Annotated in this window: 17 protein-coding genes and 1 pseudogene; 12 read left to right on the forward strand and 6 right to left on the reverse strand. The window is 70.4% G+C overall.

The window, feature by feature from the left end; translation table 11 throughout:
• The 3 genes and pseudogenes from GVN67_RS21040 to GVN67_RS21050 all read left to right on the forward strand — a co-directional run.
• A pseudogene (locus GVN67_RS21040) lies at positions 1–708 on the forward strand (hypothetical protein); the annotation flags it as partial.
• A 118-nt stretch (positions 709–826) separates the two neighbouring features.
• Complete coding sequence (locus GVN67_RS21045; protein WP_159999295.1) at positions 827–2,083, forward strand: M20/M25/M40 family metallo-hydrolase; 1,257 nt, start codon at positions 827–829, stop codon at positions 2,081–2,083.
• Positions 2,083–2,817, forward strand: coding sequence for a TSUP family transporter (locus GVN67_RS21050; RefSeq protein WP_159999296.1), 735 nt, complete (start codon positions 2,083–2,085; stop codon positions 2,815–2,817). The genes GVN67_RS21045 and GVN67_RS21050 overlap by 1 nt, the downstream gene beginning before the upstream one ends.
• Before the next feature lie 3 nt (positions 2,818–2,820).
• Here GVN67_RS21050 and GVN67_RS21055 read toward each other — a convergent pair whose 3' ends face one another.
• Positions 2,821–5,148 (reverse strand): Orn/Lys/Arg decarboxylase N-terminal domain-containing protein, encoded by a 2,328-nt coding sequence (locus GVN67_RS21055; protein WP_159999297.1) that lies wholly within the window; start codon positions 5,146–5,148, stop codon positions 2,821–2,823.
• Between the two features lie 90 nt (positions 5,149–5,238).
• Here GVN67_RS21055 and GVN67_RS21060 point away from each other — a divergent pair, with 90 nt between their 5' ends.
• From GVN67_RS21060 to GVN67_RS21080, 5 genes are all read left to right on the forward strand, one after another.
• On the forward strand, positions 5,239–6,156 hold the full coding sequence (locus GVN67_RS21060) for a LysR substrate-binding domain-containing protein (protein WP_159999298.1): 918 nt from the start codon (positions 5,239–5,241) through the stop codon (positions 6,154–6,156).
• A 75-nt stretch (positions 6,157–6,231) separates the two neighbouring features.
• The gene (locus GVN67_RS21065) at positions 6,232–6,480 is read left to right on the forward strand and encodes an acyl carrier protein (RefSeq protein ID WP_159999299.1); all 249 of its coding nucleotides are present in this window, start codon (positions 6,232–6,234) and stop codon (positions 6,478–6,480) included.
• 81 nt (positions 6,481–6,561) lie between these two features.
• Positions 6,562–7,605, forward strand: coding sequence for an ABC transporter substrate-binding protein (locus tag GVN67_RS21070; RefSeq protein ID WP_235035404.1), 1,044 nt, complete (start codon positions 6,562–6,564; stop codon positions 7,603–7,605).
• Between the two features lie 11 nt (positions 7,606–7,616).
• Entirely contained in the window at positions 7,617–9,830 is a 2,214-nt protein-coding gene (locus GVN67_RS21075; protein WP_159999300.1) for an iron ABC transporter permease, read from the forward strand.
• Positions 9,827–10,888: an ABC transporter ATP-binding protein gene (locus GVN67_RS21080; RefSeq protein ID WP_159999301.1), complete on the forward strand. Its 1,062-nt coding sequence runs from the start codon at positions 9,827–9,829 to the stop codon at positions 10,886–10,888. The genes GVN67_RS21075 and GVN67_RS21080 overlap by 4 nt, the downstream gene beginning before the upstream one ends.
• Before the next feature lie 5 nt (positions 10,889–10,893).
• Here GVN67_RS21080 and GVN67_RS21085 read toward each other — a convergent pair whose 3' ends face one another.
• Entirely contained in the window at positions 10,894–12,936 is a 2,043-nt protein-coding gene (locus tag GVN67_RS21085; protein ID WP_159999302.1) for an NAD(+) synthase, read from the reverse strand.
• A gap of 133 nt (positions 12,937–13,069) precedes the next feature.
• Here GVN67_RS21085 and GVN67_RS21090 point away from each other — a divergent pair, with 133 nt between their 5' ends.
• A complete protein-coding gene (locus GVN67_RS21090) occupies positions 13,070–13,912 on the forward strand; it encodes a hypothetical protein (protein ID WP_159999303.1) in 843 nt (280 codons plus the stop codon).
• Positions 13,913–13,915: 3 nt separating this feature from the next.
• On the opposite strand, the gene GVN67_RS21095 is transcribed toward GVN67_RS21090, so the two are convergent.
• Positions 13,916–14,647 (reverse strand): bifunctional 2-polyprenyl-6-hydroxyphenol methylase/3-demethylubiquinol 3-O-methyltransferase UbiG, encoded by a 732-nt coding sequence (locus GVN67_RS21095; RefSeq protein WP_159999304.1) that lies wholly within the window; start codon positions 14,645–14,647, stop codon positions 13,916–13,918.
• A gap of 122 nt (positions 14,648–14,769) precedes the next feature.
• On the opposite strand from GVN67_RS21095, the gene katG reads away from it, so the two are divergent.
• Entirely contained in the window at positions 14,770–16,983 is a 2,214-nt protein-coding gene (katG, locus tag GVN67_RS21100; protein WP_159999305.1) for a catalase/peroxidase HPI, read from the forward strand.
• Positions 16,984–17,083: 100 nt separating this feature from the next.
• Entirely contained in the window at positions 17,084–17,371 is a 288-nt protein-coding gene (locus GVN67_RS21105; RefSeq protein ID WP_159999306.1) for a hypothetical protein, read from the forward strand.
• A gap of 38 nt (positions 17,372–17,409) precedes the next feature.
• Here the strand turns inward: GVN67_RS21105 and GVN67_RS21110 are convergent, their stop codons facing one another.
• Positions 17,410–18,291 carry a Hint domain-containing protein gene (locus GVN67_RS21110; protein ID WP_159999307.1) on the reverse strand — a complete coding sequence of 294 codons (882 nt, stop codon included), beginning with the start codon at positions 18,289–18,291 and terminating at the stop codon, positions 17,410–17,412.
• Positions 18,292–18,508: 217 nt separating this feature from the next.
• Here GVN67_RS21110 and GVN67_RS21115 point away from each other — a divergent pair, with 217 nt between their 5' ends.
• Entirely contained in the window at positions 18,509–18,889 is a 381-nt protein-coding gene (locus GVN67_RS21115) for a hypothetical protein (RefSeq protein ID WP_159999308.1), read from the forward strand.
• A gap of 16 nt (positions 18,890–18,905) precedes the next feature.
• Here the strand turns inward: GVN67_RS21115 and GVN67_RS21120 are convergent, their stop codons facing one another.
• Positions 18,906–19,667: a heme ABC transporter ATP-binding protein gene (locus GVN67_RS21120; RefSeq protein ID WP_159999309.1), complete on the reverse strand. Its 762-nt coding sequence runs from the start codon at positions 19,665–19,667 to the stop codon at positions 18,906–18,908.
• Positions 19,664–20,734, reverse strand: coding sequence for an iron ABC transporter permease (locus GVN67_RS21125; RefSeq protein WP_159999310.1), 1,071 nt, complete (start codon positions 20,732–20,734; stop codon positions 19,664–19,666). The genes GVN67_RS21120 and GVN67_RS21125 overlap by 4 nt, the downstream gene beginning before the upstream one ends.
• Positions 20,735–20,850 lie beyond the last annotated feature (116 nt).

A 20,850-nucleotide genomic window follows, 5' to 3' on the forward strand; every position in this document is an offset into this window, starting at 1 on the left:
ACAGTCGTCGCCCGCTCGCGCGAGCCGCTGGTCTGGCCGGAGCCGTCGGAGCGCGAGGGCTATGTCCCCAACGTGGTCTATACCTGCGGCGGCCTGCGGCAGGGGCCGCGCCTGGTCTACTACGCCACCTACACCGCCTATAGCGGCCGCGCGATCCGCTCCGAGCTGATCGAGACGCGCGACTTCCTGTCCTTCCGCATGACGCCGCTGCAGGGCAGCGCCACGCGCAACAAGGGGATGGGGTTGTTCCCGCGCAAGATCGACGGCCGCTACGCCATGATCTCGCGGCAGGACAACGAGAACCTCTACCTGACCTATTCCGACGATCTGCTGGTCTGGGAGGGCGGCAGTCCGATCATGCAGCCGCGCTACCCCTGGGAATTCGTCCAGATCGGCAATTGCGGCGCGCCGATCGAGCTCGACGACCACTGGCTGCTGCTGACCCACGGGGTCGGGCCGATGCGGCGCTATGCGATCGGCGCGGCGCTGCTCGACAAGGCCGATCCGTCCCGCGTCGTCGCCCGCTCGCGCGAGCCGCTGGTCTGGCCGGAGCCGTCGGAGCGCGAGGGCTATGTCCCCAACGTGGTCTATACCTGCGGCGGCCTGCGGCAGGGGCCGCGCCTGGTGCTGCCCTATGCGGTGAGCGACACCTTCTCCAGCTTCGCGATGATCGACATCCAGGAGCTGATCGGCAGCCTGGCCGGGTAGCGGCCTCCCGGCGGCCTGGCCCGGCGGGGGAGCGATGGCGGGTGGGTTTGACGGCGGGTGGCCAGCGGTGCCACTTCCTGGCGCTTCCACCAGCCTCCGCCATCCGAGGGGAAGCGTCTTGGCCACCACCGCCGCGCTGCGCGCCGCCATCAATGCCCGTATCGACGCCGATCGCGGGGCGCTGATCGACCTGCTGCAGCAGTTCCTGCGCATCCGCAGCGTCAACCCGCCCGGCGACACGCGGGAGGCGGCCGAATTCGTCCGCGCCATCCTCGACCGCCACGGCGTGCCGCACCGCACCCTGTCGGCGGTGGAGGAGATGCCGAACATCGTCGGCCGCTGGGACGGCGCGCGGCCGGGCCGGCACCTGGTGCTGAACGGCCATATGGACGTCTTCCCGGTGCAGAACGAAGCGCTGTGGGAGGCCCCGATCCGCGACGGGCTGCTCTATGGCCGCGGCGCCTCGGACATGAAGACCGGCACGCTCGCCGGCATCATGGCCTATTGCTACCTCTATCCGCATCGCGCGGCGCTGGCCGGCGCCTTGAGCCTGACCGTGGTCTCCGACGAGCAGTCCGGCGGGCGCTACGGCACCCGCTTCCTGTTCGAGCAGCATCCCGAGGTGGTCGAGGCCGATTGCTGCCTGAACGGCGAGCCCAGCGCGCTGGGCAATATCCGCTTCATGGAGAAGGGGACGCTGCGCTTCTCGCTATCGTCCACCGGCATCGGCGGCCATGGCGGCTATCCGCACCAGGCGCCCAACCCGATCGAGCGGATCGTCAAGCTGACGCAGGCGATCTATGACCGCTTCCACCTGAAGCTGGGCGAGATGGACCCCGCGATCGACGCGCTGCTGACGGCGCCGGAGACGGTTGCCACCGCCGACCGGCTGCTGGGCCAGGGTGCTGCCGAGAATGCCCGGCGCATCACGGTCAATATCGGCATCATCCAGGGCGGCCAGAAGGCGACGCAGATCCCGACCGCCTGCTCGGCGCATCTCGACATCCGCCTGCCCTATGGCACCGACCGCGACGCGGTCCGCGCCGAGCTCGAGGCGATGGCGGCGGCCGGCCATTGCACGATGCTGGTCAACGAGGACCATTCCTACCCCGCCAGCATGACCGACCCGGAGTGCGAGATGGCGCGGATCCTGCGGCGCAACACCAAGGAATTGCTCGACCTCGACGGCCCGCCGGTCTGCAGCCTGGGCGGCACGGATGCGCGCTACTGGCGCTGGCGCGGCATTCCGGCGGTGATCTGCGGCCCCTCCAACCTCAGCATGGGCACCGACCAGGAGCATGTCGCGGTGGAGGAAGCCATCGCGGTGATCCGGCTGCAGGCGCTCTGCGCCGCGGACTACCTGGCGGCCGGGTGATGGAGCATTTCAGCGCTGCCCTCGTGGCGCTGATGGGGTCCGCCGTGCTGGTGGGGGCCGTCACGCAGCGGCTGACCGGGATCGGCTTCGCCCTCGTCGCGGCACCCCTGCTGGTGCTGGCGGCGGGGCCGCATGTCGGCGTGCTGCTGGCCAATGCCCTGGCCTTCTGCACCAATATCCTGCTGCTGGCCCAGGTCTGGCGCAACGTGGAGCTGAAGCGCGTCGCGCTGCTGGCGGTGCCGGCGCTGCTGGCCTTTCCGCTGGGGCTCTGGACCGCGGCGCTGGTGCCCGCACCCGCGCTGATGGTGGGGATCGGCGCGATCTCGGTGGCCGCCCTGCTGGCGGTGCGGTATGCCCGCAAGCTCGGCATCTTCCATGGCTGGGGCGGCGCGGTGACGGCCGGCGCGCTCAGCGGCTTCATGACGGTGACCGCCGGCATCGGCGGGCCGGCGGTGACCATCTATGCGCTGGGCAGCGGCTGGGGCCACCGCAGCTTCGTCGCCTCGATCCAGCTCTACTTCGCCATCGTCAATGGCAGCGCGGTGCTGGCCAAGGGCCTGCCGCCGGTCGGGCCGCTGGAGGGCGGCACGCTGCTGGCGGCGCTGGCCGCCGGGCTGCTGATCGGCCAGCGCCTGGCGCCGCATGTGCCGATGGAGCGTGGCCGCCAGGCGGCGCTGGCCTTGGCCATCGCCGGCTCGCTGGCGACGATGGTCAAGGGGTTCATGGGCGGCTGAGGGCTATTCCCGGACCACGTAGGTGTGGAAGCGGATGCGGCCCTCGGCGTCGGTCTCGCGGTACAGGCCCTGCACCTCGCTCTCGAAACCCGGGAACCGGTTGCAGGCCGCCTCGAAGGCCTTGAGGTAGTCGACCATCGGCTGGGCGCGTTCGCCCAGGCGCTCGCCGGGGATGATGGTGGCGATGCCGGGCGGATAGACCAGCCAGAGGGTGGCGGCGATGCGGCCCGCCGTCTCCTCCAGCGGCACATAGTCGACCTTGTTCTTGACCAGCGCCCGCACCGCCTCGTTCGGCGCCATGGCCATTTCCGGGAAGTGCTTCTCGGCGAATTGCGCCGATTGCAGGCTGCTGATCCCGGCGCTCCGATAGAAAGCATGCATCTCGGCGCAGAGGTCGCGCAGGCGGGCGCGGCCGTAGCGGGCCGGGCGGCGGGCCACGAATTTCGGCAGCACCTCGTCCAGCGGCGCGTTCATGTCGTGCAGCTTCTTGAAGGTGATCAGATGCGCCAGCAGGGTGCCGGCCTTGCTGCTCTCGACGCCCGGCGTCAGCAGGAACAGCAGCGAATTGAGGTCGTTCTTCTCCGGCACGATGCGGTTCTGCCGCAGATATTCGGCGACGACGGGGGCGGGGATGCCGTGCTCGTCATAGCCGCCGTCGCGGAAGCCCGGGGTCAGCAGGGTCAGCTTGTTCGGGTCGGTGATGGCCCAGCCATCCGGGTTCTCGCCGAAGCCGTGCCATTCGGCGGCCGGCGTCAGCGACCAATGCGCCGGGTCGCTGGCGAGCGCGTCGGTCGGCGCCTCTTCCCACGGCGTTTCGTGGCCGTCGACCGTCGCGGTCTTCGGCACGAAGGGCTCGAAGAACCAGCGCCTGGCCGGGTCGGGGTCGGCGGCGAAGTCGCGCGCGGTCAGGCGCAGCTTCTTGCGCAGCTCGATGCCGAGGCGGACGGTGTCGTCCCACAGCACCTCGCCCGAGCGGCCCTTCATCATCTGCGCGCCGACATCGAGCGAGGCGAAGAGCGGATAGAAGGGGCTGGTCGAGGCGTGCAGCAGAAACATCTCGTTGAAGCGGCGGTGCTCGACGCGGCGGCGCTGGTCGCCGAGATGGCTGTCCTTCACATGGATCTGCGAGGCCTGGGAGAAGCTGGCCAGCTGCTTGTGGGTGCTCTGGGTGACGATGATGCCCGGGCTGTCCAGGCCAAGCTTCTCCAGCCCCATGCCGAAGCGGCCGCGGAACAGCGGGTGGAACTTCATGAAGCCCGCCCAGGCCTCATCGAACAGGATATAGTCGCAGAGATGGCCGATGCGGGCGATGATCGCCTCGGCCGAGTGGATGGTGCCGTCATAGGTGCATTGCTCGACCACCGCGGCGCGGAAGGGGCGCGGGCGCTGCCAGGCTTCCGGATCGCGGACGAGCGGGTTGTCGCGGATCGCCTCGCGCAGGCGGGTTTCGTCCAGCGCGTCGGCGGCCATCGGGCCGATCAGCCCGTGCGCGTTGCGGCGGGTCTCGATGAAGACCGGCGTCGCCTCGCCGAGGAACAGGGCGCCGTGATGCGCCGCCTTGTGGTTGTTGCGGTCGAAGAGCACCAGGTCGCCCTCGGCCAGCAGCGCCTGCAGCGCGATCTTGTTCGAGGTCGAGGTGCCGTTGAGGACGAAATAGGTGCGCTCGGCGCCGAAGATTTCGGCCGCCTCCTGCTGCGCCTTCAGCGCCGGCCCCTCATGGGTGAGGAGATCGCCCATCTCGAGCACCGAATTGTCCAGGTCATCCCGGAACACCGCCTGGCCCAGATGCTCGACGAAGATGCGCCCAATCGGGCTGCGCGCGTAGAAATTGCCGCCATTATGGCCGGGGCAGGTCCAGAGCTGGTTGCCCTGCTCGGCATAGTCGACCAGGGCGCCGAAGAAGGGGGTCTTCAGCGTCTCGGCATATTGCCGCAGCTTGGAGACCAGGTTGCGGGCGATGAAGCCCGGCGTCTCCTCCGCCAGGAAGACGAAGCCGTCGACATCGTCGAGCACCGCGACGGGGATGTCCTCCAGCCGCTGGCGGCGGACCAGCAGGATGACGGGCACGTCCAGCCCGCGCTTGCGGACCAGCGAGATCAGCGCCGCCGAGCGGCCCTGCAGCCCCTTCTTGCCCCAGTCGACCACGATGCAGCCGATGGCGGCATCGGTGCGCACCACGAGCTCGGCATCGTCGTCGCGCCGGGCGCGGGTGACGGCATAGCCCATGCCCTCGATCTCGGCGAGGATCTGGTGCAGGCGCGCGCCCTCGAGATCGGCTTCGTCGAAGCCCGGGGCGCAGACGAGAAACTTGAAGCGGCGGCCATATTCCATGGAGCCGCCCTCTGCGACAGGCGGGCGGCCGCGTCTATCGCAAATGCATGACATCGTGCGAGATTGACCGCCGAGGAACAAAGGACCCGCATGGCCCCGCAAACCTTGGCCGGCTTGTCGCTGCGCGACCTGGAATATGCGGTGGCGGTGGCCGAGCTGCGCCATTTCGGCCGCGCCGCCGAGCGCTGCGGCGTCAGCCAGCCGGCGCTGTCCGAGCAGATCCGCAAGCTGGAGGGGCTGCTGGGCGTCACCCTGTTCGAGCGCCAGGCCCGCCGCATCGCGGTCACCACCCAGGGCGCCGTGCTGCTGGCCCAGGCGCGGGCGGTGATGCGCGAGGCGCGCGGCCTGCTGGACCTGGCGCAGCAGCAGGCGGCGCCGCTGTCGGGGCCGCTGCGGCTGGGGGTGATCGCGACGCTCGGCCCCTATTACCTGCCGCGGGTGCTGCGCGACGTGCGGGCGCGCTTCCCCGAGCTGGTGCTGCGGCTGCAGGAGGGGCGCACCGCGGGGTTGCTGGCGGCGCTCGAACGCGGCGAGCTGGATGCGGCGCTGATCGCCCTGCCAGCGCCGGCGCCGAGCCTGGCCGGGGAACCTCTTTTCTTCGAGCCGTTCCTGCTCGCCTGCCCGCCAGACCATCCTTTGCTGGGGCTGAAGCGGCTGACGCTGGAGGCGCTGCAAGGCCAGGAGCTGCTGCTGCTGGAGGAGGGTCATTGCCTGCGCGACCAGGCCCTTTCTCTCTGCGCCCTGCCGCGGACGGACCGGGAGGAGCGCTTCGCCAGCAGCCTGGAGATGCTGCGCCACATGATCGCCGCCGGGGAGGGTTTTTCCCTGTTGCCGGCGCTGGCGGCGCAGGCGGGGGCCGAGTTCGACGGGCTGGTCGCGCTGCGCCCGCTGGACGAGGCCGGGGTCGGCCGGCAGATCGGCCTGGTCTGGCGCGGCACCGACCCGCGGCGCGACAGCTTTTCCCAGTTCGCCGGGTTCCTGAAGGAGACGGCGCCGCTGCCGGCCTGAGGTGGTTGGCCTCAGGTTAACGGTCCGTTAGGTAAGCTCGCGCTAACCTGGCGTGGTGGCGGGGAGCAGGCTGGGATGATCGAGGTCGAGAAGGCGGTGCGCGACGTTCTGACCCGCTGCGCCGGCCTGCCCGCGGGCGACGGCGTGCTGGCGGTGGAGGACGACCTGTTCTCCCGCGGCCTGACCTCGCTGCGCGCGGTCGATATCATGACCGCCCTGGAAGAACGCTTCGAGGTGGAATTCCCCGACGCGGCGCTCAGCCGCGAGACCTTCCGCTCGGTGGCGGCGCTGCGGGACGTGCTGCTGGGGCTGGGGGCGGGGTAGCGGCCAAGCCGCCATTGCCAATGTGACAGTTTTGTTTCATTCCTCCCCGGAGCCGCGCCGCTGCCGGCCCAGGGGGAAACAATGCGCTTCACGACCTTCCGCCGCGCCCTCGGCGCGACCGCTTTCGCGATGCTCGGGCTTGGCCTGGCCGCGGCGCCCGCTGCCGCCCAGGGCAGCCTGAACCTCTATTGCTCGGCCCAGGTCGAGTGGTGCCAGGCCGCGGCCAATGCCTTCGCCAAGGAGACCGGCATCCGCGTCAGCATGTCGCAGAAGGGCAGCGGCGAGGTGCTGGCGCAGATCCGCGCCGAGGCGCAGAACCCGCGCGGCGACATCTGGTATGGCGGCACCGGCGACCCGCACCTGCAGGCGGCCGAGGACAACCTGACCGCCGAATACCGCTCGCCGATGCTGGACCAGCTGTATGACTGGGCGCAGAAGCAGGCGGCGGAGTCGAAGTATCGCACGGTCGGCATCTATGCCGGCGCGCTGGGCTTCGGCTTCAACACCGAGCTGCTGGCGCGGCGCAACATCACCCCTCCGGCCTGCTGGAAGGACCTGCTGACGCCGCCCTTCCGCAACGAGATCCAGATGGCCAATCCGCAATCCAGCGGCACCGCCTATGTGATGATCGCCACCATGGTGCAGGTGATGGGCGAGGAGGCGGCCTTCGACTACCTGAAGCAGCTGCACCGCAACATCAACGCCTATCCGCGCAGCGGCACGGCGCCGGTCAAGGCGGTGGCGCGCGGCGAGACCGGGGTCTCGATCTCCTTCGTGCATGACGTGGTGACCGAGCGGCTGGGCGGCTTCCCGGCGCAGTTCGCGCTGCCCTGCGAGGGCACCGGCTATGAGATCGGCTCGATGTCGATCATCCGCGGCAGCCGCAACGAGCGCAACGCCCGCCGCTTCTACGACTGGGCGCTGACGCCGGCCGCGCAGCAGCTGGGCGCCGAGGCCAAGTCGTTCCAGACGCCGTCCAACCGCAGCACGCCGGTGCCGGCCGAGGCGCCGCAGATGAGCCAGATCCGCCTGATCGACTATGACTTCGCCAAGTACGGCACCAGCGCCGAGCGCCGCCGCCTGATCGAGCGCTGGGACCGCGAGGTCAACAGCCTGCCGCGCTGATCGCCCGCCCCATGCGCGCCGCCGGCATCGCCGGGGCCGCGATCGCGCTGATCGCCGCCCTGTTCTTCCCGTGGTACCTCGCCCAGGACGGGGTGCTGACCGCGGTCCGGGACATCCCCGGCTGGTGGCGGGAGGCCGACTTCGCCCCCGCCATCCTGCAGGCGTCGAGCCAGGGCCGCTGGTGGCTCTGGCCGGCGGTGCTGGCGCCGGCGGCGGCGCTGATCGCCGGCCTGTCTCCGTTGCCGCGCCGCGCCCAGGCGACCGGCTTCCTGCTCGCCGGCGCGGTGGGGCTGGCGCTGCTGGTGGTGCAGGGCCTGGCCATCGGCGTGCAGGGCTGGGCCTGGCCGGGGCTGGAACCCCTGCTGGGCGTCCTCGATGACCGGCAATACGGCATCGGCTGGGGCGGCAGCCTGGTGGCGATGGGGCTGGCGCTGACCGCCTCCGCCGGCCTCGCCGGGCGCGGCGCCTTCCGCGGCGACGCCTTCACCGCCGGCTGCGCCACCGCCATCGGCATCGGCGTGCTGCTCTTCACCTTCCTGCCGCTCGCCGCCCTGCTGGGCGACGCCTTCCGCGATGCCGGCGGCGCCATCAGCCCGCTCTCGGCGGTGACGCGGCTGGCGGATGACCGGCTCTGGGGCCTCGGCTGCCTGGCCGGCGGCCCGCGCTGCGGCGTGGTCTGGAACACGCTGCTGGTGGCGACCCTGGTCGGCTTCGGCACCACGGCGCTGGGCCTGGCCTTCGCCCTGCTGGTGACCCGCGGGCGGCTCGGCATCGCGCTGGCCAAGCCGCTGCGCTGGCTGACGGTGCTGCCGATCGTCACGCCGCCCTTCATCCTGGGGCTCGGGCTGATCCTGATCTTCGGGCGGTCGGGGCTGGTGTCGCAGCTGGCGGCCGACTGGTTCGGGCTGGAGCTGGGGCGCTGGATCTACGGGTTGCCGGGCATCCTGCTGGCGCAGCTCTTCGCCTTCACCCCGATCGCCTTCCTGGTGCTGATCGGCGTGGTCGAGGGGCTGTCGCCGACGCTGGAGGAAGCCGCCTCCATGCTGCGCGCGCCGCCGGAGAAGATCTTCCGGACGGTGACGCTGCCGCTGCTGATGCCGGGGCTGGCCAATGCCTTCCTGCTCGGCTTCATCGAGAGCATCGCCGATTTCGGCAATGCCGTGGTGCTGGGCGGCAGCTTCAACGTCCTCGCCACGGAAATCTTCTTCGCCGTTGTCGGCGCCCAGGCCGATCCCGGGCGGGCCGCGACGCTGTCGCTGGTGCTGCTGCTGATCGCCTGCCTGGTCTTCGTCATCCAGCAGCGGCTGACAGGGGGGAGAAAGTCCTTCGTGTCGATCGGCGGCAAGGGCGATGGCGGGCTGCCGCCGGCGCTGCCGCCCCGGGTGCGGGCGATCTGCCTGGGGCTTGCGCTGCCCTGGGCCGGGCTGACCATCGGGCTGTATGTGCTGGCGGTCAGCGGCGCCTTCGTCGAGATCTGGGGCCGCGACAACACGCCGACGCTGCGCCACCTGGTCAAGGCTTTCGACCTGGAATGGACCCAGGGCCTGCAGCTGACGGGCCTGGCCTGGAACAGCGTGCTGACCACGCTGGAGCTGGCCGCCATCGCCGCCCCCATCACCGCGGGCTTCGGCATCCTGGCCGCCTGGCTGTTCAGCCGGGCGCAATTCGCCGGGCGCGGGCTGCTGGAATTCGCCACGCTCCTGTCCTTCGCGGTGCCGGGCACGGTGATCGGCGTGGCCTATCTGCGCGCCTTCAACCTGCCGCCGCTGGAGCTGGCGGGGACCGGCGCCATCATCGTCGTCTGCTTCATCTTCCGGAACCTGCCCGTGGGCTTGCGTTCCGGCATGGCGGCGATGGCGCAGATCGACCGCTCGCTGGACGAGGCGTCGTCGACGCTGGGCGGCAACGGGCTCGACGCCTTCCGCCGGGTGCTGATGCCGCTGCTGCGGCCGGCGATCATCGCCGGGCTCACCTATGCCTTCGTCCGCGCCATGACGACGATCAGCGCGGTGATCTTCCTGGTCACCGCCGAGACCGAGCTGGCCACCATCTTCATCGTCAACCGCGTCATCAACGGCGATTACGGCCTGGCCATCGCGGTCGCCGTGGTGCTGATCCTGCTGATGCTGGCCGTGCTGGGCCTGGCGCAGCTGGCGGTCGGCCGCCGCCGCATCGGCCGCCGCGCCGCCATCCCCCTCTCGACCGAGCCCGGAGCCGCCGCATGACCCGCGCCGCCGATATCCGCTTCGAGCATGTGGTCAAGCGCTTCGGCGCCTCCACCGCCGTGCGCGATGTTTCCTTCCATATCCCGGCCGGCGAGCTCTGCACGCTGCTCGGGCCCTCCGGCTGCGGCAAGACGACGATCCTGCGCATGGTCGCCGGGCTGGAATACCCGACCGAGGGCCGCGTGCTGATCGGCGGCCGCGACGTCTCCACCCTGCCGCCCTCCGAGCGCGACGTCTCCATGGTGTTCCAGTCCTATGCGCTGTTCCCGCATATGACGGTGCTGGAAAATGTCTCCTACGGGCTGGCGGTGTCGGGGAAGCCGAAGCGCGCCGCCGCGGAGGCCGCCCGTGCCGCTTTATCCAGCGTCGGGCTTGCAGGCTTCGACGCGCGGCTGCCCGCAGAGCTGTCGGGCGGGCAGCAGCAGCGCGTGGCGGTGGCCCGCGCTTTGGTGCTGGAGCCTTCGGTGCTGCTCTTCGACGAGCCGCTGTCCAACCTCGACGCGCGCCTGCGCCGCCACATGCGGGAAGAGATCCGCGAGCTGCAGCAGCGGCTGGGGGTGACGGTGCTCTATGTCACCCATGACCAGAGCGAGGCGCTGGCGATCAGCGACCGCATCATCGTCATGAACAACGCGGTGATCGCGCAGGAGGGGACGCCCACCAGCCTGTACCTGGCGCCGCGTTCCGCCTTCGTCGCCGGCTTCATCGGCGATGCCAACCGGCTGCCGGCGACGCTCCGCCGGATCGATGCGGAGCAGGCCGAGGTCACGCTGGGCCGCGCCGTGCTGGTGCTGCCGCATCACGGAAGGGCCGATGGCGCGGTCGAGCTGGCGCTGCGGCCGGAGGCGGTGCGGCTGACCACCGAGGATGACGCGGACGCCGCCCTGGTCGGCACCGTCGCCAAGGCCGCCTATCTGGGCGGGACGATGGAATACACGCTGGCCACCGACATCGGCGAGATCTTCGTCACCGCGCCCTCCGCCGCCGGGCAGCATGCGCCGGGGCAGCGCCTGGGCCTCGCGCTGTCCCGGCACGGGATCGCCGTGCTGGCGGAATAGCGCCCTCAGGCTTCGGGCACGTTGCGGCGCAGCTCCTCCAGCCAGGCGGCGGCATTGCCGTCGGAGGGGGCGCGCCAGTCGCCGCGCGGCGAGAGCGAGCCGCCGGCGGCGACCTTCGGCCCGTTCGGCATGGCCGAGCGCTTGAACTGGGCGAAGCCGAAGAAGCGGGACAGGAAGACCTCCATCCAGCGGCGGATGGTCGGCAGGTCGTATTCGTTCTGCCGCTGCGCCGGGAAGCCCGGCGGCCAGCTACCCCGCGCCGCATCCCCCCAGGCCTGCAGCGCGAGAAAAGCAATCTTCGACGGCCGGAAGCCGTAGCGCAGCGTGTAGAACAGAGAGAAATCCTGGAGGGCGTAGGGGCCGATCTTGGCCTCGGTGCTCTGCAGGCCCGCCCCGCCTTCGGCCCCGGCCGGGATCAGCTCGGGCGAGATCTCGGTGTTCAGGATGGACTCCAGGATGGCCGCGACCTCGTCGCCGAACTGGCCATTGCCCATCACCCAGCGGATCAGGTGCTGGATCAGCGTCTTCGGCACGCCGCCATTGACGTTGTAGTGCGACATCTGGTCGCCGACGCCATAGGTGCACCAGCCCAGCGCCAGCTCCGACAGGTCGCCGGTGCCCAGCACCATGCCGCCATGCCGGTTGGCGGCGCGGAACAGATAGTCGGTGCGCAAGCCCGCCTGGACGTTCTCGAAGGTGACGTCATAGACCGGCTCGCCATTCGCGAAAGGATGGCCGAGATCGGCCAGCATCTGCCGCGAGGCCGGGCGGATATCCAGCTCCTGCGCCGTGACGCCCAGCGCCGCCATCAGCGCATGCGCATTCTTCTTGGTTCCATCGCTGGTGCCGAAGCCCGGCATGGTGAAGGCCAGGATCTCTGTCCGCGGGCGCTGCATCAGGTCCATGGCGTGGGCCGCCACGATCAGCGCCTGGGTCGAATCCAGCCCGCCCGAGACGCCGATGACGATGCGGCCGTTGCCGGTCGCCTGGACGCGCTGCACCAGGCCGGCGACCTGGATGTTGTAGGCCTCGTAGCAATCCTGGTGCAGCCGGGCGGGGTCGGCGGGGACGAAGGGGAAGCGCTCGATCGGGCGCTGGAAGCCGATGTCTTCCGCCGGCGGCGCCAGGGTGAAGGCGACGCGGCGGAAGGGGGTCGCGAAGCTGCGGCGGTTGTCGTCGAAGGTGCCCTGGCGGGCGCGTTCCTGCCGCAGCAGGTCGAGGTCGATATCGGCCAGCACCAGCTGCGCGCCGGAGGGAAACCGCTCGCTCTCCGCCAGCACCGCGCCGTTCTCGAAGATCGAGACCTGGCCGTCCCAGGCAAGGTCGGTGGTGGATTCGCCTGGACCGGCGGCGGCGTAGAGATAGGCCGCGAGGCAGCGCGCCGATTGCGACTGGCAGAGCAGCCGCCGCGTCTCCGCCTTGCCGACCGTGATGTTGCTGGCCGAGAGATTGGCCAGCACGGTGGCCCCCGCCAGCGCCGCCACCGAGCTCGGCGGGATCGGCACCCAGAGGTCCTCGCAGATCTCGGCGTGGAGCGCGAAGCCGGGCAGGTCGGAGGCCTCGAAGATCAGGTCGGGGCCGAAGGGCGCCTCCTGGCCGGCGAGGCGGATCGCCTGGCCCTCGGTGCCGGTGCCGGAGGCGAAATGCCGCCGCTCGTAGAATTCGCGATAGTTGGGCAGGAACTGCTTCGGCACCACGCCGAGGATGCGCCCGGCCTGCATCGCCACCGCGCAGTTATAGACCCGGCCCTGCTGGCGCAGCGGCGCGCCGATCAGCAGCAGCGGGCGCAGGGTGGCGGTGTCGCGCGCGAGCGTCTCCAGCGCGGCTTCCACCGCCTCCAGCAGCGTGTCCTGCAGCAGCAGGTCGTCGATCGCATAGCCGGAGAGGTTCAGCTCCGGGAAGACGGCGCTGACGGCGCCGGCGGCATGGGCCTCGCGCGCCGCCTCCAGGATGGCGGCGGCATTGGCCGCCGGATGGGCCGGCGAGATCCGGGTGGTGCAGGCCGCGACCCGGGCGAAGCCGTGGCGGTAGATCGACGAGAAGCTCATGCCGCTTACCATGGTGCCGCGGCAGCACTTCGTCCAGGAGGCGGGGCGCGGCGGAATGCTTGAGCGGGGCGGGTTGTTCAATCCGAGATCGAGATTAATCTGGCGCAACGTGCTGGATGAGGAGTGCCTGAGGATGAGCGACCTGGTTACCGTGAACCACCACGACCCCGTCAGCGGCGAGCTCCGCTACAGCTATGTGACGAGTGCCGATCCGGACAGGTCAGGCCAGGTCTATTCGCGGACCGCCTATGACCTGGACGACACGCATTCCTGGCAGTCCTACACGATCAACACCGGCTATTTCGGCCTCGAGCAGGCCCGGACGACCAGCATCGTCGCGGTGCTGGACGACGGCAGCACGATGAAGACCGACTACAGCTACTTCGGCGCCCTTGCGAGCTATCCGATCCAGTACCTGGAGACGTGGACCAGGTCGGATGCCGAGGGCAACGTGCGGCTTGTCGTGGAGAATTGGGACAGCCCGATCGACCGGTTTGGTGGGGAAAACGAATACTATAACAGGGTCATGAAGTACGAGGCCGGCAGTGCCGACCCTTACTACGTTCATACCCGTTATTACGATGGGCCGCGCGAGAGCATCACCTACGACCGGGAGAACGGCAACAAGGATTATGTGCTGAACACCTGGCTCGACGGGCGGCTGAAGGCGGAGGACTACAACCCCGACACCGGCCTGCTCGACTATGTCATCACCCGCGACGACACCGGCTACCGGTTGGTCGAGGATTACGACGCCCAGGGCCGGCTGGACTACGTCATCGAGACCCTGGCCGACGGCAAGACGATCGCCCGCGACCATGACCCCGCGAGCGGGCTGCTCGACTATGTCATCGAGACCGCGGCGGATGGCCGGCGGGTCGCGACCGATTACGACCTGGCCGACGAATATTCCTGGGAGAGCTTCACCATCACCTACAACGCGGCCGGGCAGATCGAGAGCGCGGTCCTGATCTGAGCCTCACCCCCGCCGGGCCGAGACCAGCAGCATCATCGGCCGTTCCACCTCGTCCTGCAGGGCGGGCTGGGCGGCCAGCTGGGCCGGGCTCGGCGCCCATTCGTCCAGCGCCGCCAGGGTGAAGCCGGCGGCGATCAGGGCGTTGACCGTGGTGGCCATCCTGCGGTGCTGCTTGATCACCCCCGGCGCCAGCCAGTCGGTCTCGCGCGGGCCTTCCACCGCATAGTGGTCGAGCGCCCAGGCGTGGGCGCCGTCATCCCGGGCCAGCCAGCCCGGCCGGGTCGAGGCCATGTAGATCGGGTGCTCGATGGTGAAGACGAAATGCCCGCCGGGGGCCAAGGCGCGGTGCACCGTCGCGACCAGCCGGGGGAAATCGGCCAGGTAGTGGAAGGCCAGCGCGCTATAGGCCAGGTCGAAGCGGGCTTCTTCCAGTTCCAGCGTCTCCAGGTCAGCCTGCTGGTAGGCGATGGCGGGGTGGCTGGTCTCGGCCCGGGCGCGGGCCAGCATGCGCGCGGACAGGTCGATGCCCAGCACGCCCGCCGCCCCCTGCGCCGCCGCCCAGCGGGAAAACCAGCCGAAGCCGCAGCCCAGGTCGACCACCCGCTTCCCCGCCATCGGCGGCAGCAGCGCCTGGATGGCGGGCCATTCCGGCGCCCCGTCCAGCCCGTGCAGCGACCGGTTCAGCTGGCTGTAGCCGGCGAAGAAGCCCGGATCGTCATAGATATTCTGCGCCATCGCCGCCCCTCTCGATCGATTTTCTCAATGCCTTTGATCGGGAAAAATCGTTTCCCCCGATGACGCCTGCCCCTCTACCCTTCCCGGGTTCGCGAAGAAGCACCCCTGGGAGGTTTTGCACCATGGACACGAATGCGACCGGTCCGCTCGGCTGCCCGATGAAGAAGCCGGGCGCCACCCGCGCCCTGCTGGGACGCACCAACCGCGACTGGTGGCCCAACCAGCTGTCGCTCGACATCCTCCACCAGAAGGGCCTGACCGGGAACCCGATGGGGGATGGCTTCGACTACAAGAAGCAATTCCTGAGCCTCGACTATGCCGCGGTGAAGCGCGACCTGACCGCGCTGATGACGGACAGCCAGCCCTGGTGGCCGGCCGATTACGGGCATTACGGCCCCTTCTTCATCCGCATGGCCTGGCACAGCGCCGGCACCTACCGCACCGGCGACGGGCGCGGCGGGTCCTCCTCCGGCTCGCAGCGCTTCGCGCCGCTGAATTCCTGGCCGGACAATGCCAATCTGGACAAGGCGCGGCGGCTGCTCTGGCCGATCAAGCAGAAATACGGCCAGAAGCTGTCCTGGGCCGACCTGCTGATCCTGACCGGCAATGTCGCCATCGAATCCATGGGCGGCCCGACCTTCGGCTTCGGCGGCGGCCGCGTCGATGTCTTCGAGCCGGAGAAGGACATCTACTGGGGCACCGAGGAGGAATGGCTCGGCCAGACCCGCATCGACCCGACCAAGGAGATGGTGCTGGAAAGCCCGCTGGCCGCCATCCAGATGGGGCTGATCTACGTCAATCCGGAAGGCCCGGGCGGCGTGCCCGACCCGGTGCAGTCCGGCCGCGACATCCGCGAGACCTTCGCCCGCATGGGCATGAATGACGAGGAGACCGTCGCCCTCACCGCCGGCGGCCATACCTTCGGCAAGTGCCACGGCGCCGGCGATGCCGCCAAGGTGGGCTCCGACCCCGAGGGCAGCGACATCGCCCAGCAAGGCCTCGGCTGGCAGAGCGGGCATGAAAGCGGCTTTGGCGACCACACCATCACCAGCGGGCTGGAAGGCGCCTGGACGCCCAATCCGATCGCCTGGGACAATGGCTATTTCCACATGCTGCTCGACTATGAGTACGAGCTGGTCAAGAGCCCGGCCGGCGCGCAGCAATGGCAGCCGGTGAACCAGAAGCCCGAGGACCTGGCGCCCGGCGCGCACAGCCCGGAGCGCCGCCTGCCGACCATGATGACCACCGCCGACATGGCGATGCGGGAAGACCCGGCCTATCGCGCCATCTCGGAGACGTTCCGCGCCGATCCGGCCAAATTCGCCGATGCCTTCGCCCGCGCCTGGTTCAAGCTGTGCCATCGCGACATGGGCCCGAAGATCCGCTACCTCGGCCCCGAGGTCCCGGCCGAGGACCTGATCTGGCAGGACCCGATCCCCGCCGCAGATTATCTTTCCATTGACGCGGCCGATGTCGCGGAGCTCGAGAAGAAGATCCTGGCCTCGGGCCTCAGCACCGCCGAGCTGGTGGCCACCGCCTGGGCCTCGGCCGCGACCTTCCGCGGCTCGGACCATCGCGGCGGCGCCAATGGCGGGCGCCTCCGCCTGGCGCCGCAGAAGGACTGGGACGTCAACCAGCCGGCGCGGCTGGCCAAGGTGCTGGCCGTCTATGAGGGCATCAAGGCGGCCTTCGACGCCACCGCCGGCGGCGGCAAGAAGGTCTCGGTCGCCGACCTGATCGTGCTGGGCGGCACCACCGCGGTGGAGCAGGCGGCCAGGGCGGCCGGGCATGACGTCGCCGTGCCCTTCGCCCCCGGCCGCACCGATGCCAGCGCCGAGCAGACCGACCTCGAGAACTTCTCGGTGCTGGAGCCCAAGGCGGATGGCTTCCGCAACTACCTGCAGGTGCCGTTCAACGTGCCGACGGAGGAGCTGCTGCTCGACCGCGCCCAGCTGCTCGGCCTGTCGGCGCCGGAGATGACGGTGCTGGTGGGCGGCCTGCGCGTGCTCGGCGCCAACCACAATGGGGAACAGCACGGCGTGCTGACCGAACGGCCGGGCCAGCTGACCAACGACTTCTTCGTCAACCTGCTCGACATGAACCTCGCCTGGAAGATGGTGGATGGCGCGGCCGATGAGAGCTTCGCCGGCACCGACCGCAAGACCCACCAGCAGAAATGGACGGCGACGCGGACCGACCTGGTCTTCGGCTCCAACTCGCAGCTGCGCGCGCTGTCGGAGGTCTATGCCGGCGCCGACGCGTCGCGGAAATTCGTCGACGACTTCGTCGCCGCCTGGGTGAAGGTGATGAACGCCGACCGCTTCGACCTTCTCTGATTCTTTTGTCCGTGGGCCCGCCCTCGTTGGGGCGGGCCTGCGTCTCGCGCGTGAACTTGCCTGCCCAGAACGAAGAAAAATCGGGGGGAGAACAGGGGCGATGCATCGGCGCGATGTCGACCGGCTGGACCCGGCGCGCGACTATTGGGTGCCGGCCGTGGTCTCGCCGCGGCGCGACTGGTCGGCCGCGCCCGGCTGCCGGCGGGGCGCGCGCTACCTGGTCAACAGCGCGACGCTGGCGGTCTCGCGCGAGGAATTCGAGACCTTCGACGGTGAGCTCAGCTGCCGGCGCTGGATCCGGCAGAACCAGGCGGCGCTGGCCCGCGGCCTGCCGGGCGCCGAGGTGCGCGCGGTGCCGCTGGGGCGGTGGCTGCTGGGGCTGGAATAGCCAGCGAGTTCGGCAGGGTCGGCGATCGGCCCTGCCGGTCAGGCGGCATCGCGCCGCGGCAGCAGCGCGGCGGCGCGGTCGGCCAGGCGTGCCCTGATGCCGGCGGGCAGCTGCCGTGGCGACTTGACGCGCGGCGCCGCCAGCTCGCCGGTCGGGGCGAGCACCTCGCCATAGAGCGCGACATGGTCCTGGTAGTTGTCGAAGCGGCGGCGGGTGACGTTGTCGACGAAGGTCTCGGCGGCGACGCCCTCGGCGAGAACCAGCGCATGATCCTCCAGCTCGATGTGGAAGTATGTGAAGCGCTCGCCGGGATCGGCCGGCCGGCAAATGCTGCTGCCATTGACCAGCGCGCCGGCCTGCACCAGCAGGCCGTCGATCGCCAGCGCGTGGCTCGGCGAGAGGGAGAGGTCGCGCGCGGGAAGCTGCTCGGCCAGGGCGCCGGCCTGGATACGGATGGGATAGCTGGTGGCGCGGTCGGCGAAGAAGGCCACCATCTCCTGCCGGCCGATCCAGCGGATGGGGCACGGCTGCCCGGTCGTGGTCAGCACCAGCTCGCCGATGCGCAGGTCTTCGACGGGGCGAAGGCCCTCCGGCGTGGCGATCCCGGTGCCGCGCAGGAAGCAGACCGGCATCGGATCGCGGCTGTAATCGACCGCCGAGCCATATTCCTTCGGTGTCTGGGTAAAATAGACAAAGCGGTGAGAGGGGCTTGTCGACTGGCCAATCCAGCCTTCCTGCCAATATCCATAGTAATTGAATTGTTCCGAGGTTTCCCCGATCGTGATGAGGCCAGACAAGGTTTCGTCGCCGCTGGTATCTGTTGCCGTCAATGTCTGAAGATTTGGATTTTTGATGACGAAGCTCACCAGGAATGGTGTTTCAGGCATGACGTAGTAGTAGGAGGTCACATAGCTCGTCATGCTGGAAACCCGCGCTGGAATTGGTTCCAGGCGACTATGCCGTGGCCATTATCTTTGCGTAAAAGAAATAATAATCCTGACGGCAGGTCGGGCACGGCCTGGGCGCGGCTGCGGCCCCGCCCGCCGATAAACCCCGTCTATCGCCACCATCGCCGGAATCGAATGGTGCGGACGGCATGGATAAGCCACAGATTGGCAGCGTTCAGGAGAGCACCGCATGACACCCCGTCCCATTCTCGGCCTCGCCGCTTTTGTCGCGCTCATCGGGCTGGCGCAGCCGGTCGCGGCGCAGACCGCGCGCTATTGCAACAACCGGGTCTCGGCCTCCGACGTGACCTTCACGACCCGTCCCGGCGGCTACGGCATGGTGTTCATTGATTACAGCGTCCGGCTGCGCAACGAGACCGCCACGCCGGTCATGGCCACGGTCTCGCTGGGCGGCAGCCTGGGGTCGGGCTTCACCGCGGCGCCAGCCGGCCAGGTGCGGATCGAGCCGCGCGCGGTGGCGGTCCAGCGTGTCGGCAGCTTCACCGGTGGCCCGGGGTCGACCCCGCCGGCCATCTCGGCCGTGCTGGCGCAGGTCCGGGTGACCTGCTGAGCGCGGCTTGCCCGCCTCAATACACCGCCAGCAACCCGCCGCCTTCGACGGCGCGGAACCCCACGCCATAGACCGGCGCCAGAAGCTCGGGCCGCAGCACGTCATCCGGCGTGCCCTCGGCCAGCAGCCGTCCTTCCGCCAGCAAGGCGACACGGTCGGCGACGAAGCGCGCCTCGTTCAGGTCGTGCAGCACGATGGCCACCGCCACGCCCTCCGCGGCCAGGATGCGCAGCAGCCGCAGCAGGCTGGCGCGGTGGCCGGGATCGAGGCTGGCGGTGGGCTCGTCCAGCAGCAGCGCCGCCGGGCGCGGCATGGCTTCCAGCTGGGCGAGGGCGCGTGCGATCTGCACCCGCTGCTGCTCGCCGCCTGACAGCAGGGCGTAGGGGCGCTGGGCCAGGGCCGAGACACCGGCGCGGGCCAGCGCCCCGGCCACGGCGGCGCGGTCGTGGCGCTGCGCCGCCGTGCCGTGCCAGGGCAGCCGGCCGAGGGCGGCGACCTCCACCGCGCGCATCGGGAAGCTCAGCGCCACCTTCTGGCTGACCACGGCGCGGCGGCGGGCGAGCGCCAGCGGATCCCAGCCGGCCAGGGGGCGGTCGTCGAAGGCTGCATGGCCGGCATCGGGCAGCAGCTCGCCGCTGCACAGCTTCATCAGGCTCGACTTGCCGGCGCCGTTCGGGCCGACGATGGCCAGCACCTCGCCCGGGGACAGGGTCAGCGAGACCGCCGCCACCAGGTCCCGGCCGCCGCGGCGGAGCGTCGCGCGGTCCAGCCGGATCACGACGCGCCTCCCCGGCGCAGCAGCCACAGGAAGAAGGGCGCGCCCAGCAGGGCGGTGACGACGCCGACCGGCAGCTCGGCGGGCGCGGCGAGCGACCGCGCGGCAAGGTCGGCCAGCACCAGCAGCGCCGCGCCCAGCAGCGCCGAGAGCGGCAGCACCAGCCGGTGGTCGGCGCCGCAGACCAGCCGCACCAGATGCGGCACGACCAGGCCCACGAAGCCGATCAGCCCGGTGAAGGCGACCCCGGCGGAGACGGCGATGGCGGCCAGGATGGTGGCCATGCGCTTCACCCGCTCGACCTTCAGGCCGAGGAAGAAGGCCTCGGCCTCGCCCAGCACCAGGGCGTTCAGCGGCCGCGCCAGGCGCAGCAGGGCCAGCGTCGGCGCCAGCACCAGGACCATCACCACTGGCAGCTGCGACCAGCGGGCGCCGGCGATGCTGCCCAGCGTCCAGAAGGTGATGTCGCGCGCCTGGCGCTCATCGGCCATGAAGATCAGCAGGCCGGTCAGCGCGGCGGCGAGCGCGTTCACCGCGACGCCGGCCAGCAGCAGGGTGGCGACCGCGGTGACGCCCTCGCGCTGGGCCAGGCGGGTGATCAGCAGGGTGGCGCCGAGCCCGCCGGCGAAGGCGGCCAGCGGCATCAGCCAGAGGCCGAGCCTGCCGCCGGCCAGCGCCAGCAGGGGCGCGGCGAAGACGATGCTGGCCACCGCCCCCAGCCCCGCGCCGGCGGAGACGCCGATCAGCCCGGGATCGGCCAGCGGGTTGCGGAACAGCCCCTGCATCACCGCGCCGGCCGCGCCCAGCCCGGCGCCGATCATGGCGGCCAGCAAGGCGCGCGGCAGGCGGATGACGGTCAGCACCGCGGCCTCCCGCTGCAGCGCGGCCGGCAAGGGGGCGACGCCGAGGAAGTCCAGGGCGACGGCGCCGATGGCGCGGGCGCTGACCGCCGCCGGGCCGAAGAGCAGCCCGGCCAGCAGCGCCGCCAGCAACCCCAGCACGCCCAGCAGCAGCGCGGTCCGCATCGGATGGCGGATCGCGGCGCGCGGCAGGGTCAGGCCAAGCGCCATGTCAGCCGCGATACCAGGCGCGCTCGGGCAGGGCAGGCAGCGAAACGCCGGGGTGCAACTGAAGAAAGACCTCGCGGCGGGCGAGGGGGGCGCGGGGGCCGAAGGTCAGGTGGCCG

This window comes from Roseomonas sp. 18066 (assembly GCF_902706185.1).
GTDB lineage: Bacteria > Pseudomonadota > Alphaproteobacteria > Acetobacterales > Acetobacteraceae > Pseudoroseomonas.

Bases quoted from the DNA above. Each gene is read 5' to 3' on its own strand.
- GVN67_RS21090 (WP_159999303.1), top strand. From the start codon at position 13,070: ATGAGCGACCTGGTTACCGTGAACCACCACGACCCCGTCAGCGGCGAG.
- GVN67_RS21065 (WP_159999299.1), top strand. From the start codon at position 6,232: ATGATCGAGGTCGAGAAGGCGGTGCGCGACGTTCTGACCCGCTGCGCC.
- katG (WP_159999305.1), top strand. From the start codon at position 14,770: ATGGACACGAATGCGACCGGTCCGCTCGGCTGCCCGATGAAGAAGCCG.
- GVN67_RS21060 (WP_159999298.1), top strand. From the start codon at position 5,239: ATGGCCCCGCAAACCTTGGCCGGCTTGTCGCTGCGCGACCTGGAATAT.
- GVN67_RS21105 (WP_159999306.1), top strand. From the start codon at position 17,084: ATGCATCGGCGCGATGTCGACCGGCTGGACCCGGCGCGCGACTATTGG.
- GVN67_RS21085 (WP_159999302.1), bottom strand. From the start codon at position 12,936: ATGAGCTTCTCGTCGATCTACCGCCACGGCTTCGCCCGGGTCGCGGCC.
- GVN67_RS21095 (WP_159999304.1), bottom strand. From the start codon at position 14,647: ATGGCGCAGAATATCTATGACGATCCGGGCTTCTTCGCCGGCTACAGC.
- GVN67_RS21115 (WP_159999308.1), top strand. From the start codon at position 18,509: ATGACACCCCGTCCCATTCTCGGCCTCGCCGCTTTTGTCGCGCTCATC.
- GVN67_RS21075 (WP_159999300.1), top strand. From the start codon at position 7,617: ATGCGCGCCGCCGGCATCGCCGGGGCCGCGATCGCGCTGATCGCCGCC.
- GVN67_RS21125 (WP_159999310.1), bottom strand. From the start codon at position 20,734: ATGGCGCTTGGCCTGACCCTGCCGCGCGCCGCGATCCGCCATCCGATG.
- GVN67_RS21080 (WP_159999301.1), top strand. From the start codon at position 9,827: ATGACCCGCGCCGCCGATATCCGCTTCGAGCATGTGGTCAAGCGCTTC.
- GVN67_RS21110 (WP_159999307.1), bottom strand. From the start codon at position 18,291: ATGACGAGCTATGTGACCTCCTACTACTACGTCATGCCTGAAACACCA.
- GVN67_RS21070 (WP_235035404.1), top strand. From the start codon at position 6,562: ATGCGCTTCACGACCTTCCGCCGCGCCCTCGGCGCGACCGCTTTCGCG.
- GVN67_RS21055 (WP_159999297.1), bottom strand. From the start codon at position 5,148: ATGGAATATGGCCGCCGCTTCAAGTTTCTCGTCTGCGCCCCGGGCTTC.
- GVN67_RS21050 (WP_159999296.1), top strand. From the start codon at position 2,083: ATGGAGCATTTCAGCGCTGCCCTCGTGGCGCTGATGGGGTCCGCCGTG.